Here is a 14,721-nt window from a genome sequence, read left to right as displayed (position 1 = left end):
CCCCTCCTCATCACACCCCAGACTCGCCAGCCACCCAAGCCACCAACACCTCACAGCATCGATACCCAAACAACTAACCGCGTCCTCAGCGGAGCCTTCGATTATGACACGGTTTTGAAAGGCCCGCCACTTCCGAAGCCTGCTTTTTTCAACTGTCGCCGCGCTTGCTTCTAGCGAGGCGCTGAACGATCAGTCGTTTTCAGCAGAGCCTGCAAGTATATGCCATTTTGAAGGAAGTTCGCGCCGAGCCGAAACCGGCTCAGCAAACAAGCACCGACGCAGCCGGCAGCCGGAGCGGGCACCAGACACGTCGCCAAGATAAGGACGCCAGAGCCCCTCCGATAATCCGCGGCACATGGCTCTCATCACACTTCTCGACGCACAGCTGGCATTCGGCCACGTGCCGCTGCTCGATCATGCAGACTTCTCCCTGCTCGAAGCCGAGCGCATCGGCCTGATCGGCCGCAACGGCGCCGGCAAATCCTCGCTGCTCAAGATTCTGGGCGTCTTGGAGAAGCCCGACGACGGCACGCTGCAGCTCCAAACGGGCTTGCGCGTCGCCTACGTCGCGCAGGATCCCGCGCTCGACATGGACGCGGACGTGTTTACCGCGGCCAGCGTCGGTCTGTCCGAGGCGATCGCGCTTCGCGATCGATACCTGTCGGGTGCACCCGGCCTGGACCTCGACGCACTGCAGTCGCAGATCGAGGCGCTGGGCGCCTGGAACTGGGAGCAGCGCGTTGAAGAGACCCTGCACCGCCTGCACTTGGATGGCGCAGCGCGCGTCGGCACGCTGTCGGGCGGAACCCGCAAGCGCGTCGCGCTCGCGCAGGCGCTCGTGGCCTCGCCCAATGTGCTCCTGCTCGACGAGCCAACAAACCACCTTGACCTGGACTCGATCGAATGGCTTGAACAGCTGCTGATCGACTTCAAGGGCAGCGTCGTCGTCATCACGCACGACCGCAGCTTTCTCAACCGCGTCGCGACGCGCATCGTGGAACTGGACCGCGGCAAGCTGAGCTCATATCCGGGCAACTTCGAGCAGTACCTGGCGCAAAAGGAAGAGCAGCTCGCCCAGGAAGCCATCGTCAACGCCAAGGCGGACAGGCTGCTTGCCCAGGAGGAGGTCTGGATCCGGAAGGGAGTGGAGGCGCGCCGCACCCGCAGCCAGAGCCGCATCAATCGTCTCGAGGCGCTTCGAAGCCGCCGCGTGGCGCGGCGCGAGGCGCTCGGCAGCGTCAGCATGGATATCGCCTCGGGCCAGGCAAGCGGGAAAATCGTCGCGGAGCTGGCGGGCGCCACCCAATCCTTCGGCGACAAGACAGTGATCCGCAATTTCAGCGGCACCATCCTGCGCGGCGACAAGGTCGGGCTGCTGGGCCCCAACGGCGCCGGCAAGACCACCTTGCTGAAGCTGATCCTCGGCGAGCTCGAGCCCGACAGCGGCAGGATTCGCCGGGGCACCAACCTGCAGGTGGCCTACTTCGACCAGATGCGCGATGCCTTGCAGCTCGACGCGACGCTGGAAGACTTCATCAGCCCCGGCAGCGAATGGATCGAGATCGGCAACCAGCGCAAGCACGTCAAGAGCTACCTCGCCGACTTCCTCTTTTCGCCGGCGCGCGCCCAGTCGCCCGTGCGCTCGCTCAGCGGCGGCGAGCGCAATCGGCTGCTGTTGGCCCGCCTCTTCGCACGGCCCGCAAACGTGCTGGTGCTGGACGAGCCGACCAACGACCTGGACATCGACACGCTTGAACTGCTAGAGGAACTCCTGCAGAACTACGACGGCACGGTCTTCCTGGTGAGCCACGACCGGACCTTCCTCGACAACGTGGTCACCAGCATCATCGCCTTCGAGGGCGACGGACTCTGGCGCGAATACGAAGGCAGCGTGGAGGACTGGCAGCTCCAGTCCAGGCGAGCCCGCGAGATCGCCGCGCAAAGAGCCACTCCCGCGCCATCGTCCACACCCCCGGCGTCGTCGCCCTCCGTCGCCGCGACACCTCGCACGGGCGGCTCCAGGAAGCTCAGTTACAAGGAACAGCGCGAGTTCGATGCCTTGCCCGGCCGCATCGCCGAACTCGAGGACGAACAGAAGCGCATCGCCGAAGTGCTGGAGCTGGACGGCGGTGCGATCTACGCCAACGAAGCCTCCCGGGCCGCAGAACTCGCGCAACGCCACGCGCAGATCGACGAGGAACTGCTGGCCGCCATGGAGCGCTGGGAAGCGCTGGACACGGTGCATCGGGGATAGAGACCGGCGCCTTCGTCCGACGCGCAGCCGGCCGCCGCTGCGCTATACAAAAGTCCTCCTGGCTTCCGGCGCACTGCATGAACACCAAGGCCGTCCACTCGATCGCGACCACCCTGCGGCGCTGCGGCACGGCCCTGTGCACGACATTCCTGCTCCTCTCGGCCTGCGCCGAACTGCCGCAGAACGTCGAGCGGCCCGTTTCCAACGCCCTCGCATCGCCCGCCGGCACACAGCTCGCCGCCCTGGTCCAGCAGCGCCGGCAGGCGGCCTCGGCCCGATCCGAATCCGGCTTCATCCTGCTGGGTGGCGCGCCCGCCGCCTACGGCAGTCGCCTCGCATTGGCCGAGGGCGCGCAGAAGACACTGGACCTGCAGTACTACGCCATCCATGCGGACGCCAGCACCGAGCGGCTGCTGGCTGCGGTGCACGACGCCGCGCGTCGCGGCGTGCGTGTGCGCATCCTGCTGGACGACTTCAACAGCACCGGCCGCAACGCGCTGGTGATGCGCATGGCCTTCCTGCCCAATGTCGAGATGCGGATGTTCAACCCCCTGCCCGGCTCGCGCCGCTTCAGCTTCACCCGCCTGTTCAACGCCGTCGACGACGCCGGTCGCATCCAGCAGCGCATGCACAACAAGCTGTTCATCGCCGACAACGTGCTGGGCGTGACGGGCGGACGCAACCTGGGCGATGCCTATTTCGACAATGCGGCTTCGGCGAACTTCGTCGACATGGACGTTCTGGCCGCCGGCCCGATCGTGCAGGACCTCTCCCGCAGCTTCGATGCCTACTGGAACGACAAGCGCGCCTACCCCGTCCAGTCGCTGGTGAAACGCGAGGAACTCGATGCGCTGCGTGACGAGGCACGCGCAGAACGCGAAAAGAAGGACGGCGACAGCGACGCCCCGCGCCCGCCGGATGGCGAACCCCGCCCGCGCGGCCTCGGCGCACCCGCGCAGGCACAGCGCGACCGAAGCTGGGACCAGAAGCCCATGGACCTTCGCACCGCCAGCTTCGTGTGGGCCCCGGCGGCAGTGCTGGTCGACAAGCCTGCCAAGATCCCGGCGGACACGCCGCGCGGCAGCGCTGGCGCGGAGAAGGCACCCGGCCTTGTCGTGACGCAGCAGGGCAGGCGCCCCTCGGCAGCGGCACCGAGAAACTCCCTCGAGTCCGCCGCGGATACCGCGGCCGGAGGCGACACTGTGGTCGAGGGGCTATTGAACCTGATCGGCCAGGCGCAGCGCGATTTGCTGATCATCTCTCCGTACTTCGTGCCGGGCGACGACATGAAGCAGGCCTTCGCCTCCGCGCTGGCGCGCGGCGTGAAGGTACGCGTGCTGACCAACTCCCTGGCCTCCAACGACGCACCGGCCGCGCACGTCGGCTACGCCCGGCACCGCGAGGAACTGCTGACGATGGGCGTCGGCCTGTACGAACTGCGCAGCGAGCAGGCCGGCCTCGGCAGCGCCTTCGGCTCTTCCGGCGGCAGCACGGGCGAGTCGCGCTCGATGCTGCATTCCAAGATGCTGGTGATGGACGGTCGCCTGCTGGTGGTCGGGTCGATGAACCTGGACCTGCGCTCGCAGTTGCAGAACACCGAGATCGCGCTGCTGATCCGCAGTGACACGCTGTCCCAGGTGGCCGCCGGTCAGATCGAGGAAGCGATGCGCGAGGCCGCATGGCGCGTCGAGCGGGACAAGGGGAGCCTGGTCTGGCGCGCGCCAGAGAACAGCGGCCTCAAGGACAGCTCGACCGAGCCGGATGCCAGCGCGGGCCTGCGCCTGCTCCTCCGGCTGTTCGGCCCCCTGGCGCCGGACAGGCTGTTATGAGCCCTGCGCTCACACCTGCGCCCTGACACGCGCAAACACCTTCCAGAAGGTCGCGTCCTGTGCGGTGGCGAAGTTGATCCGCATCAGGGTACTAGGCGGCCGCCGCGCATGGAAGAGCGAGCCCGGCGCGAGCAGGTAGCCCTCGTCCAGCATGCGCTGGGTCAGCGCGTCGGTGTCAACGCCCGTGTCGACCCAGCCGAACAAGCCGGCCGGCTCGGAGGCCAGCTTGCACCCCGCGGCGAGCGCCAGCTTCACCGTGCGGCCACGCGCCCCGTCCAGACGCAGGCGCACCCGCTCGGCGTGCCGGCGCAACTGCCCCTGGTCAATCACCCAGGCCAGCGCGCGCTCGAAGAGCGACGGCGTGGTCAGCGTCGCCAGCAGCCGGGTCTCGAGCAGCCGCCCCACCAGGTCCGGCGAGGCGGCGAGAAATCCGATGCGCCAGTTCGGGGCGAGGATCTTGGCAAAGCCGCTCACGTAGACGGTGCGCTGCAGGCCATCCATTGCACTCAGCCGGGTCGCATGCTCGGGCGCCAGGTGGCTGTAGGTGTCGTCCTCGACGATGTGGAAGTCGTGCCGGTTGGCCAGTTGCAGCACCCGATGGGCGCTGCCCGGCGTCAGGCTGTAGCCGGTCGGGTTGTGCAGCACGCTCACGCTGACGAAGAGCTTGGGCTTGTGGCCATCGCCTGCCTGGCAATAGCGCTCCATCACGTCGAGGTCGGGACCGTCGGCCCTGCGCGGCACCGGCAGGATGCGCATGCCCAGTGCTTCCAGGCGTGCGAACTCAAGGGCCCAGCCGGGTTCCTCGACCATGACCGGGTCTCCCGGGCGCAGGAGGGTGCGGCTCACGATGTCGAGCGCTTGCGTGGCCCCCACCGTCGTCACGATCTGCTCGGGACCGGCCGGCACATTGATGGTGGCGAGCTTCGTCGCCAGGCTGCGGCGAAGACCACCGTCCCCGGCGGGCTCGCCGTACTGCAGCGAAAAGTCCTGCAACGCCCGTGAGCTGGTCACGCGGCGAACGGCAGCGGTGACGTAGGGCGACTCCAGCCAGTCCGACGGGAACACGCCCATGCCCGGCTGCGGCTTGTCGCTGGGCCGGTGGAACATGCCTCGGATCAGCGTGCTCGCATCCGCCGCCACCGGCTGCGCCGCGGGCGGCTCGGCCAGCGGCCCCAACGTCGACAGCGCCGGCCCGGCCTGCGCCGCGATGGCATCGCGCACGAAAAAGCCGCGCTGGCGCCGCGCCTCGACCAGGCCCTGCGCCAGCAACTGGTCGTAGGCAGCGACGACCGTGTGCGGACTCACGCCCTGCTGCCGCGCGCATTCGCGCACCGAGGGCAATCGCGCCCCAGGCGCCAGCAAGCGGGTGCGAATGCGCTCGGCGAAACGGCCGGCCAATTGCTCGGTCAGCGACTGGGTGGAGGTTCGTGTCAGCATCTGCGCGTCTGTTCTGTGTCGATCGCCGGACCGATACAGGCTCGACTCATGTTCGTCAAACTGTATCGGTACTGTAATGGTCACCAGTTTAGAGTGTGTGCCATGAACTGGCAAGAATTCACCGCGCTGCTGGTGCTGGCCACGGCGATGAGCTTCTCGCCCGGCCCCAACACCACTTTGTCCACCGCGCTGGCGGCCAATGGCGGACTGCCGCGCGCCATGCGCTTCGTGATCGCGGTGCCGGTCGGCTGGACCTTGCTGCTGGGCCTGTGCGCGGCCGGCATCGGCGCGCTGGTGGTGGCCGTGCCCTCGCTGCGCTGGGTCATCAAGGCGCTGGGCATCGCCTACCTGCTGTGGCTGGCGTGGAAGCTCAGCGCCAGCGCCTCGCTGGGCCAGGCCAACGGCAAGCAGCTGCACGTCGGCTTCACCCAGGGCGTGCTGCTGCAGTTCGTCAACATCAAGGCGTGGCTGTTGGCGCTGACGCTGGTGGCGACGTGGATCGCGGGGCAGCCGGACGCACTGCAGCGCTTCGCCATCGTGGCGCCTGTCATGCTGGTCTACGCCTTCACCAGCAATTTCGTCTACGCGTTGGCCGGCGCGCTGCTGCGCGGCTGGCTGGCCCAGGGGCGGCGGCTGCTGTGGTTCAACCGCGTGATGGCCGCGGTGCTGGTGCTCACCGCCTGGTGGATGGCCAGCGTATGAGGATCAAGGACGAAACCCTCGGCATGTGGCTGGGCGTGCTGGGCGTGGCCTTCTTCGCGGTCACGCTGCCGATGACGCGGCTCGCCACCGGCACGCAGGACGCTCCGCAGCTCTCGCCCTGGTTCCTGACCCTGGGCCGCGCGGCGCTGGCCGGCGTGCTGTCGGTGATCTTCCTGCTCGCCACGCGCTCGCCGCTGCCCCAACGCCATCAATGGAAGCCGCTCGGCATGGCGATGCTGGGCAACGCGATCGGCTTTCCGCTCCTGCTCGCCTTCGCCTTGCGCATCGTCACCGCGAGCCATGCGGCGGTGGTGACCGCCCTGCTGCCGCTGGTGACCGCGGCCTGCGCCGCCTGGGTGCTGCACCAACGGGCGCGGCTGGGCTTCTGGCTCTGCGCACTGGCAGGCAGCGCGCTGGTGATCGTGTTCTCGGTGCTGCGCGCCGGGGACCAGCATTTCGGCTTCGCGTGGGGCGATCTGCTGCTGGTCGGCGCCGTGTTCGCCGCCTCGCTGGGCTACATCTACGGCGCGCAGGTCACCCCCGCGCTGGGCGCGGAGCGTGTGATCTGCTGGGTGTGCGTGATGGCGCTGCCGGTCACGCTGCCCGCCACGCTGTGGCTCTGGCCGCAGCAGCCGGTCGCGACCTCGTCCTGGCTGGGCTTCGTCTACGTCGGCGTGTTCTCGATGTGGGTGGGCTTCTTCGCCTGGTACCGCGGCCTTGCCATGGGCGGCGCGCTGCGCGTGAGCCAGACCCAGCTGCTGCAGCCCTTTCTCTCGATCCTCGCCGCGGTGCCGCTCCTGGGCGAGCCGCTCGATCTCGTCACGCTCGGCTTCGCGGCGGCGGTGGTGGCCACCGTGGTCGCCGGCAAGAAGCTCTCGCAGGCGCGCCCCGCCGCCTCCCCACAACGACTCGCCCATCCAAAGGAAACGACATGAACTGGAAACTCGCCGCCCGCGCCGAGAAGATGAACCCCTCGGTGATCCGCGAAATCCTCAAGGTCACGGAGCGCCCCGGCATCATCAGCCTGGCCGGCGGCCTGCCGTCGCCCAAGACCTTCCCGATCAGCGCCTTCGCCGAAGCCTGCGCCGAGGTGCTGCACAAGGACGGCCAGGCCGCCCTGCAGTACGCCGCCAGCGAGGGCTATGGCCCCTTGCGCGAAGCGGTGGCGCAGATGCTGCCCTGGCCCGTCGATCCGGCCCAGGTGCTGATCACCACCGGCTCGCAGCAAGGCCTGGACCTGATTGCCAAGGTGCTGCTGGACCCGGGCAGCCGCGTGCTGGTGGAGACGCCCACCTACCTCGGCGCGCTGCAGGCCTTCTCGCCGATGGAGCCTGAAGCCGTGAGCGTGGCGAGCGACGACGAAGGCGTGCTGGTGGACGACCTGCGCGCCAAGGCGAAGGATGCCCGCTTCGTCTACCTGCTGCCCAACTTCCAGAACCCCACCGGCCGGACCATGACCGAGGCGCGCCGCGCGGCGGTCTCGGCCGCCGCGGCGCAGGCCGGCCTGCCGATCGTCGAGGACAACCCCTACGGCGACCTGTGGTTCGACGAGGCGCCCGCGTTGCCGCTCACCGCGCGCAATCCCGAGGGCAGCATCTACCTGGGTTCCTTCTCCAAGGTGCTGGCGCCCGGCCTGCGCCTGGGCTTCCTGGTGGCGCCGAAGGCGATCTACCCCAAGCTGCTGCAGGCCAAGCAGGCGGCCGACCTGCACAGCCCCAGCTTCAACCAGCGCATGGTGGCGGAGGTGATGAAGGACGGCTTCCTCGCGCGCCACGTGCCGACCATCCGCGCGCTCTACAAGCGGCAACGCGATGCCATGCTCGCCGCGCTGGAGCGCGAGATGCAGGGACTGGGCGTCGCCTTCAACAAGCCGGCCGGCGGCATGTTCCTCTGGCTGCGCCTGCCCGAGGGCATGGACGCGGTGGCGCTGCTGCCCAACGCGGTGGAGCGCGGCGTGGCCTTCGTGCCGGGCGCGCCCTTCTACGCCGGCGCCGGCGACCCGCGCACGCTGCGCCTGTCCTTCGTGACCGCCAGCGTCGACGAGATCGACACCGCGATCCGCGCGCTGGCCGATGCGGTGCGCGAGCAGCTCGCGAACAACGCGGTCGCCCAGGTGCAGCGCCAGCTGGCCGCCAGCGCGGGAGCCCCTGCGTGATCACGCTCGGCACGCTCGCGCTGTTCCTGGTGGCGGTGCTGGCGCTGTTTCTCTCGCCGGGGCCCAACATGGCCTTCGTGCTCTCCCATGGCATCGCGCTCGGCCCGCGGGCCGGCTTCGCGGCGGGGCTGGGCATCGCGGGGGCGGACCTGGTGCATACCCTCTGCGCCGCCACCGGCGTCACTGCGCTGGTCGCAGCCTGGCCGCCTGCCTTCGACCTGCTGCGCTACGCGGGCGCCATCTACCTGCTGTGGCTCGCCTGGCAGGCGCTGCGTTCGGGCGGCGCGCGCCCGGGTGCGACGGCCGGGCAGGCCGGCTTCGTGCCGGTGCTGCGCCGCGCCTGGCTCAACAACCTCGTGAACCCGAAGGCGCTGCTCTTCTTCATGGTGTTCCTGCCGCAGTTCGTCGATCCGGCGCGCGGCAGCGTGGCGGCGCAGCTGGCATGGCTGGGGGTCACGCTCTCCCTGGCCGGCCTCGTGTTCAATACCGTGCTGGGTGCCTGCAGCGGAATGATCGGCCGCTGGCTGCGTCATCGACGCGGCGCTGCCCGCTTCCAGCGCGGACTGCTGGCCGCGGCAATGGCAGGTCTCGCGCTCAGGCTTCTTCTGATCGATCGACCCTCGAAGGGATTCTGACCATGCTCAATATCTGGGGGCGCATCAGCTCCATCAACGTCCGCAAAGTCGTGTGGTGCGCGCAGGAACTCGGCCTGGACTTCCAGCGCACCGAGGCCGGCGGCAAGTTCGGCATCGTGCAGACGCCGGAGTACCTGGCGCTCAATCCGAACGCGCTCGTACCGGCCATCGACGACGGCGAAGGTGAAGCCCGCGTCACGCTCTGGGAATCGAACGTGATCGTGCGCTACCTGTGCGCCAGGCATTCCCCCGGCAAGCTCTACCCCGAGCCGCTGGCCGCGCGCTTCGATGCCGAGCGCTGGATGGACTGGCAGCAGACCACGCTGAACCCCGCGAGCGGCGGCGCCTTCAGGCAATGGATCCGCACGCCGGCGGAACAGCGCGATCCTGCCGTGATCGCCCGCTCGGTGCGCGCCACCGAGCCGCTGTTCGCGTTGCTCGACGCGCACCTCGCCACCCACCCCTTCATGACCGGCGAGCACTTCACCATGGCCGACATCCCGGTCGGCTGCGAAGCGCATCGCTGGTTCGGCCTGCCGCAGACCGAGTACACGCGGCCGAGCTGGCCGCATGTGGAACGCTGGTTCGCCGACCTGCGCAGCCGGCCCGGCGCGCGTGGCGTGCTCGACCTCGCCCTGGAATGAGACCGATGAAAACCCGCCCCTTCAAGCAAGTCGACGTCTTCACCGCTACGCCCTACACCGGCAATCCGCTCGCCGTGGTGCTGGACAGCAGCGGCCTGGACGATGCCGCCATGCAGTCTTTCGCCAAGTGGACCAACCTGTCGGAGACCACCTTCCTGCTGCCGCCCACCGAGCCCTCGGCCGACTACCGCGTGCGCATCTTCACGCCCGGCGGGGAGCTGCCCTTCGCCGGCCATCCGACGCTGGGCAGTTGCCATGCCTGGCTGGAGGCCGGCGGCCGGCCGAAGACCCCCGGGCGCATCGTGCAGCAGTGCACGACGGGCCTGGTGCCGATCCGCAACGACGGCGAGCGCCTGGTCTTCGCCGCGCCGCCCTCCCGGCGCACTGCGCCCAGTCCCTCGCTGCTGGCCAAGGTGGCGGCGGCGCTTGGCCTGAAGGCGCAGCAGATCGTGGCCGCGCAGCTGCTCGACAACGGCCCCGTGTGGCTGGGGCTGCTGCTGACCGATGCCGACACCGTGCTCGCGCTCAAGCCCGACCACAGCATGCTCAAGGAGCTCGGGCAGAAGGTGGGCGTGGCCGGCATCCCCGCGCGCGACGAGGAACCCGCCACTGCGCTGATCGCGCGCTCGAACCGCGAGGCACGCGCCTTCGCGCGGACGAATGCCGAGGACATCGCCCTCGAGGTGCGCGCCTTCGCCGCGCCGATCGGCGTCGAGGAAGACCCGGTCACGGGCAGCCTCAACGCGAGCCTTGCGCAGTGGCTGATCCCCGAGGGACACCTGCCCACGCGCTACCTCGCGGCGCAGGGCCAGTGCCTCGGCCGCGCAGGCCGCGTGCACGTCCAGCGCGACGATGAGGGCCAGGTCTGGGTCGGCGGCAATTCGGTCACCTGCATCGACGGCAAGGTGACGCTGTAGTCCAGGGCATGTCCGCGCGCATCGACTACCTCGTGATCGCGGCCCGCAGCCTCGACGAAGGCGTGCAGTGGTGCGAGGCCACCTTCGGCGTGGCACCCGGACCGGGCGGCGAGCATCCACTGATGGGCACGCACAACCGGCTACTGAAGATCGCATCGGCGGGCTTCCCGCGCGCCTACCTGGAAATCATCGCCATCGATCCAGGGCGCAGGCCGGCGCGGCCCGCCGCCTTCCTGCGCTGGTTCGACCTGGACGATCCTTCGCTGCAGGCCGCGCTTGCGCGCAACGGGCCGCAACTGGTGCATGTCGTGGCCGAGGTGCCGGACACGGGCGCTGCCGTCCAGGCGCTGGCACGGCAGCGCATCGACCGCGGCCGCGTGCTCGAAGCCTCGCGCGACACACCGGCCGGCCGCCTCGACTGGCGCATCACGGTGCGCGACGACGGCCAGCGCCTCTTCTACGGCGCGCTGCCCACGCTGATCGAATGGGGCGCCGTGCACCCGGCGGACGGCATGGCCGATGCCGGCATCCAGTTGCGCTCTCTCGCCCTCTCGCATCCGCGTGCCGAAGATCTGGCGACAGCGATCCATGCCGTCGGCCTGGCCGGCATTCCGGTGAACGCCGGCGCGCCCAACCTGCGTGCGGTGTTCGATACGCCGCGCGGCACCGTCACGCTCGACTCCAAGGGAATCTGATGAACCCCCTGCCGCTGCATCTCTCCGAGCTCGCCCTGTTCGCGCTCGCCGCTTTCGTGCTGGTGCTGACGCCCGGCCCCAACATGATCTATTGCGTCTCGCGCACGCTGTGCCAGGGCCGCGCTGCCGGGCTGATGTCGCTGGCCGGCGTACTGCTGGGCTTCGTGGTGCACCTGATGGCTGCGGCCCTGGGCCTGACGGCGCTGCTGATCGCAGTGCCCTTCGCCTTCGACGCGATCCGCCTCGCCGGCGCGGCCTACCTGCTGTGGCTCGCCTGGCAGGCGGTCAAGCCCGGCGGCACGGCGCCCTTCGAGGCGCGCCTGCTGCCGGACGATCCACCCGCCAAGCTGTTCAGCATGGGCTTTCTCACCAGTTTGCTGAATCCCAAGGTGGCGATGTTCTATCTCTCCTTCTTCCCGCAGTTCCTGCATCCGGAACGCGACTCGGTGCTGCTGCAGAGCCTGATGCTGGGCGCGGTGCAGATCGGCGTGAGCGGCGCGGTGAACCTGCTGCTGGTGCTGAGCGCCGCGCAGCTCACGGCCTTCCTGTCGAAGAGCGAAGGCTGGCTGCGCGCCCAGCGCTACCTGATGGGCAGCGTGCTGGCCGCGCTGGCCGTGCGCATCGCGATGCCGCAGCGGAGCTGAGGCCATGACGCGCTTCACCCCCGACGAGATCGAGGCCGCGCGCCGCACCGTCTACGCGGCGATGCCGCCGACCCCGCAGTACGCCTGGCCGCTGCTGGGGCAGCGCCTGGGCTGCACGGTCTGGACCAAGCACGAGAACCACACGCCGGCCGGCGCCTTCAAGGTGCGCGGCGGGCTCACCTACTTCGAGACGCTGGCGCGCGAGCAGCCCGGCGTGCGCCACGTGATCAGCGCCACCCGCGGCAACCATGGCCAGTCGGTCGGCTTCGCCGCGCGCCGCCACGGCCTGGCCGCGACCATCGTGGTGCCGCACGGCAACTCGGTCGAGAAGAATGCGGCGATGCGCGGGCTGGGCGTCAGGCTGATCGAGCACGGCGAGGAATTCCAGACCGCCAGCGAGCATGCGACCCGGCTGGCCGAGGCCGAGGACCTGCACCGCGTGCCCTCCTTTCATCGCGAGCTGGTGCGCGGCGTCGCCAGTGCCTACGTGGAGTTCTTCGAGGCCCTGGCCCAGGCGCCCGACGGGCCGCCGGAGGTGCTGTTCGTGCCGATCGGGCTGGGCTCGGGTTTCGCCGCCGCCGCGGCGGCCCGCGCGCATTGCGGCGTCAGGACCCGGCTCGTGGGCGTCGTGTCGACGCATGCCACCGCCTACCTGGACTCCTTCCGCGCGGGCCGCGTGCTCGAATCGCCGGTCACCACGCGCCTGGCCGACGGCATGGCCTGCCGCACCCCGGTGCCCGAGGCCCTGGAAGTCCTGAAGCAAGAGGCCGACGACGTGGTCGCGGTGAGCGACGACGAGGTGGCCGAAGCGATGCGCATGCTCTTCACCGACACCCACAACGTGGCCGAAGGTGCGGGCGCCGCGGCGCTGGCGGCCCTGGTGCAGCAGCGCGGCCGTTGGGCGGGCAAGACGGTGGGCATTGCGCTGACCGGCGGCAACGTCGATGCGCCGGTCTTCGCCGAAGTTCTGTCGGCAGGCGCCTGAAAAAGCCGCTCAGGCGGCGACGACGATCGGAAAGTGCGCCCGCAGGCCGTCCGCGCCGCGCTCGAAGGGCACGGTGACGGCGACACGGGCCGGCTCCGGCAGGTTGCGCCACAGGAAATCGCGGGCATTCCCGGAATCGCCGGCCACGTAGAGCTGGGTGGTCAGCAACTCGCGCCCGCCCATCTTCACCTTCACGTGGATATGGGCCGTCCGCCCCCTGTAGGGCACCGGACGGATGGTGCGGAACCGGTAGCGCCCCTGCGCGTCGACCGCCACCCGGCCGAAGCCCTGGAAGGCCGCGTCGGCGCGATCGCCGTCGCCCGGGTGGTGGTAATGGCCGTCCTGGTCGCATTGCCAGATCTCGACCAGGGCACCGCGCAGCGGCCGCCCTTCGAGATCGGTCACGCTGCCCTCCACCCAGGCCGGCTGGCCGCCGCGGTAGCTCAGCGTGCCGTTGCGCAGCAGGTCGCCGTCGCTGTCGGCCGGCAGCTTGACGGGGTAGAAGGGCCCCTCGGTCTGGGCCGGCGTGGCGATGCGCGCCGGCTGTGGCTGCGCGCGGGCGCCCAGCCAGAGCACCGGTACCGCAACGAAAGCCGCAGCGACCGTGCGGCGCGGAAGGAGGGAGGAAGGATACGCAGCCATGGGCGGTGGGAGCCGCCGGCCGCGTGCGAGTTCCGGCCTGCGCCGCCCTTTTCTACCAGCGCACCCGGACGCCGACCGCCCCCTGCACCGAGGACTTCACCCGCGTGTCGCCGCCCGTGGCGAAGACCTTGCCGAGCTCGCCATAGACGCTCACCGCCTTGGTCACCGACAGCGTCGCACCGGCCGCGGCCTCCACCGAGGTGAAGCGGCTGGCGCTGGCGATCGGCGTGATGAAGCCGCCGTTGATGAAGCGCACCGTGTCGCCGGCATCGTTGCCGTGGACCACGCCGATGCGGCCATAGGGCTGCAGGCGGCCGGCGGCGGTCGCGAAGTCGCCCTTCACCCGCACGCCCAGGCCCGCGGTCCAGCCATTGGCGTCGTCCTGCTGCACCAGCGCGCCGGAGATCAGCAGGTCGTCCACCTTGGAGCGGCGGTAGCTCAGCTGCGCCTGCGGCTCGATCGTCCAGTTGCCGCCCAGCGAGAAGGCCTGGCCCACCTCGACCGAGGCCGTGAGGCTGTTGCCCTTGCCGGAGGCCGCGAAGGCGCCCAGCGGACGGATCGTGTAGCGCTGCGAGCCGTACTGCAGCGCGGTATCCACGTAGAAGCCGGTGGCGTTGGCGTAGGTGGCATAGGCGCCGAGGTAGCGGCTGCGCAGGTCCGTGCTGCCCACCGGGCGGTAGAGCCCGCTGGCAAAGCCTTGCATGTCGGCATCGCCGTCGAGATGGCCCACGTAGACGCCGGCGCGCCAGTCGCCCAGCTGCGAGACGTACAGGTCGGTGCCGGCCTGCAGGCCGCTCACGTGGCCCTGCGTCGACGGGTTGGCGATGCCCGACTGGCGGATGTCCAGGTCGCTGTAGATCGCGCGGGCCCAGGCATGGCGCTCGTTCGACAGCGCGCCGGCGACCGGCGTCAGGCTGGCGATGGGACGCCCGCTGGCGTCGTCGTCGCCCATGCGCGAGCGCATGCCGCCGAGCATCACCATGTCGGCGCGGCGCAGTTGCGAAGGCAGGGCCGCCAGGATCGGGACCTCGACGCGGTAGGCGGTGACGCCGACCGGCGCAGGAGCCGGTGGTGCAGGTGGTGCAGGTGGTGCCGGCGGTGCCGGCGGTGCAGGTGGCGCCGGGGGCGCAGGCGGCGCGGGGGGTGCCGGCGGCGCCTGCGCCCCCGGCGCCACCTGCACCG

Annotated in this window: 14 protein-coding genes; 11 read left to right on the top strand and 3 right to left on the bottom strand. The window is 70.0% G+C overall.

Annotated features, from left to right (window positions below):
- The first annotated feature begins 355 nt into the window (after window positions 1–355).
- Window positions 356–2,254 carry an ATP-binding cassette domain-containing protein gene (locus tag A8M77_RS34270; protein WP_086925940.1) on the top strand — a complete coding sequence of 633 codons (1,899 nt, stop codon included), beginning with the start codon at window positions 356–358 and terminating at the stop codon, window positions 2,252–2,254.
- 77 nt (window positions 2,255–2,331) lie between these two features.
- Window positions 2,332–4,083 carry a phospholipase D family protein gene (locus A8M77_RS34265; protein ID WP_086925939.1) on the top strand — a complete coding sequence of 584 codons (1,752 nt, stop codon included), beginning with the start codon at window positions 2,332–2,334 and terminating at the stop codon, window positions 4,081–4,083.
- A gap of 9 nt (window positions 4,084–4,092) precedes the next feature.
- On the opposite strand, the gene A8M77_RS34260 is transcribed toward A8M77_RS34265, so the two are convergent.
- Window positions 4,093–5,520, bottom strand: a complete 1,428-nt coding sequence (locus A8M77_RS34260) for an aminotransferase-like domain-containing protein (protein ID WP_086925938.1) — start codon at window positions 5,518–5,520, stop codon at window positions 4,093–4,095.
- A 102-nt stretch (window positions 5,521–5,622) separates the two neighbouring features.
- Here A8M77_RS34260 and A8M77_RS34255 point away from each other — a divergent pair, with 102 nt between their 5' ends.
- From A8M77_RS34255 to A8M77_RS34215, 9 genes are read left to right on the top strand one after another with little or no spacing between them, the layout of a single operon-like run.
- Window positions 5,623–6,222 (top strand): LysE family translocator, encoded by a 600-nt coding sequence (locus tag A8M77_RS34255; protein WP_086925937.1) that lies wholly within the window; start codon window positions 5,623–5,625, stop codon window positions 6,220–6,222.
- On the top strand, window positions 6,219–7,157 hold the full coding sequence (locus A8M77_RS34250; protein WP_086925936.1) for a DMT family transporter: 939 nt from the start codon (window positions 6,219–6,221) through the stop codon (window positions 7,155–7,157). The genes A8M77_RS34255 and A8M77_RS34250 overlap by 4 nt, the downstream gene beginning before the upstream one ends.
- Window positions 7,154–8,377: an aminotransferase-like domain-containing protein gene (locus A8M77_RS34245; protein WP_086925935.1), complete on the top strand. Its 1,224-nt coding sequence runs from the start codon at window positions 7,154–7,156 to the stop codon at window positions 8,375–8,377. Before A8M77_RS34250 ends, A8M77_RS34245 begins: the two co-directional genes overlap by 4 nt.
- Entirely contained in the window at window positions 8,374–9,012 is a 639-nt protein-coding gene (locus A8M77_RS34240) for a LysE family translocator (RefSeq protein WP_086925934.1), read from the top strand. The genes A8M77_RS34245 and A8M77_RS34240 overlap by 4 nt, the downstream gene beginning before the upstream one ends.
- A gap of 2 nt (window positions 9,013–9,014) precedes the next feature.
- Window positions 9,015–9,656: a glutathione S-transferase family protein gene (locus A8M77_RS34235; RefSeq protein ID WP_086925933.1), complete on the top strand. Its 642-nt coding sequence runs from the start codon at window positions 9,015–9,017 to the stop codon at window positions 9,654–9,656.
- Window positions 9,657–9,661: 5 nt separating this feature from the next.
- Window positions 9,662–10,573: a PhzF family phenazine biosynthesis protein gene (locus A8M77_RS34230; protein ID WP_192871719.1), complete on the top strand. Its 912-nt coding sequence runs from the start codon at window positions 9,662–9,664 to the stop codon at window positions 10,571–10,573.
- A gap of 8 nt (window positions 10,574–10,581) precedes the next feature.
- Window positions 10,582–11,268 carry a VOC family protein gene (locus A8M77_RS34225; protein ID WP_086925931.1) on the top strand — a complete coding sequence of 229 codons (687 nt, stop codon included), beginning with the start codon at window positions 10,582–10,584 and terminating at the stop codon, window positions 11,266–11,268.
- Window positions 11,268–11,912 carry a LysE family translocator gene (locus tag A8M77_RS34220; protein ID WP_086925930.1) on the top strand — a complete coding sequence of 215 codons (645 nt, stop codon included), beginning with the start codon at window positions 11,268–11,270 and terminating at the stop codon, window positions 11,910–11,912. The genes A8M77_RS34225 and A8M77_RS34220 overlap by 1 nt, the downstream gene beginning before the upstream one ends.
- A 4-nt stretch (window positions 11,913–11,916) precedes the next feature.
- On the top strand, window positions 11,917–12,897 hold the full coding sequence (locus tag A8M77_RS34215; protein ID WP_086925929.1) for a threonine dehydratase: 981 nt from the start codon (window positions 11,917–11,919) through the stop codon (window positions 12,895–12,897).
- Between the two features lie 9 nt (window positions 12,898–12,906).
- Here A8M77_RS34215 and A8M77_RS34210 read toward each other — a convergent pair whose 3' ends face one another.
- Both A8M77_RS34210 and A8M77_RS34205 read right to left on the bottom strand, forming a co-directional pair.
- Window positions 12,907–13,539, bottom strand: coding sequence for a dioxygenase family protein (locus A8M77_RS34210; protein ID WP_086925928.1), 633 nt, complete (start codon window positions 13,537–13,539; stop codon window positions 12,907–12,909).
- A gap of 52 nt (window positions 13,540–13,591) precedes the next feature.
- The coding region (locus tag A8M77_RS34205; protein WP_158101056.1) for an autotransporter outer membrane beta-barrel domain-containing protein at window positions 13,592–14,721 on the bottom strand (1,130 nt) is incomplete at its 5' end.

Origin of the sequence: Variovorax sp. JS1663, assembly GCF_002157355.1 — a bacterium.
In the GTDB taxonomy this organism is placed as follows: domain Bacteria; phylum Pseudomonadota; class Gammaproteobacteria; order Burkholderiales; family Burkholderiaceae_C; genus Variovorax.
Note: the sequence above shows the minus strand (reverse complement) of the source record. Positions and strands in the feature narration are given on the sequence as shown.

Bases quoted from the DNA above. Each gene is read 5' to 3' on its own strand.
- A8M77_RS34270 (WP_086925940.1), top strand. From the start codon at position 356: ATGGCTCTCATCACACTTCTCGACGCACAGCTGGCATTCGGCCACGTG.
- A8M77_RS34265 (WP_086925939.1), top strand. From the start codon at position 2,332: ATGAACACCAAGGCCGTCCACTCGATCGCGACCACCCTGCGGCGCTGC.
- A8M77_RS34260 (WP_086925938.1), bottom strand. From the start codon at position 5,520: ATGCTGACACGAACCTCCACCCAGTCGCTGACCGAGCAATTGGCCGGC.
- A8M77_RS34255 (WP_086925937.1), top strand. From the start codon at position 5,623: ATGAACTGGCAAGAATTCACCGCGCTGCTGGTGCTGGCCACGGCGATG.
- A8M77_RS34250 (WP_086925936.1), top strand. From the start codon at position 6,219: ATGAGGATCAAGGACGAAACCCTCGGCATGTGGCTGGGCGTGCTGGGC.
- A8M77_RS34245 (WP_086925935.1), top strand. From the start codon at position 7,154: ATGAACTGGAAACTCGCCGCCCGCGCCGAGAAGATGAACCCCTCGGTG.
- A8M77_RS34235 (WP_086925933.1), top strand. From the start codon at position 9,015: ATGCTCAATATCTGGGGGCGCATCAGCTCCATCAACGTCCGCAAAGTC.
- A8M77_RS34230 (WP_192871719.1), top strand. From the start codon at position 9,662: ATGAAAACCCGCCCCTTCAAGCAAGTCGACGTCTTCACCGCTACGCCC.
- A8M77_RS34225 (WP_086925931.1), top strand. From the start codon at position 10,582: ATGTCCGCGCGCATCGACTACCTCGTGATCGCGGCCCGCAGCCTCGAC.
- A8M77_RS34220 (WP_086925930.1), top strand. From the start codon at position 11,268: ATGAACCCCCTGCCGCTGCATCTCTCCGAGCTCGCCCTGTTCGCGCTC.
- A8M77_RS34215 (WP_086925929.1), top strand. From the start codon at position 11,917: ATGACGCGCTTCACCCCCGACGAGATCGAGGCCGCGCGCCGCACCGTC.
- A8M77_RS34210 (WP_086925928.1), bottom strand. From the start codon at position 13,539: ATGGCTGCGTATCCTTCCTCCCTCCTTCCGCGCCGCACGGTCGCTGCG.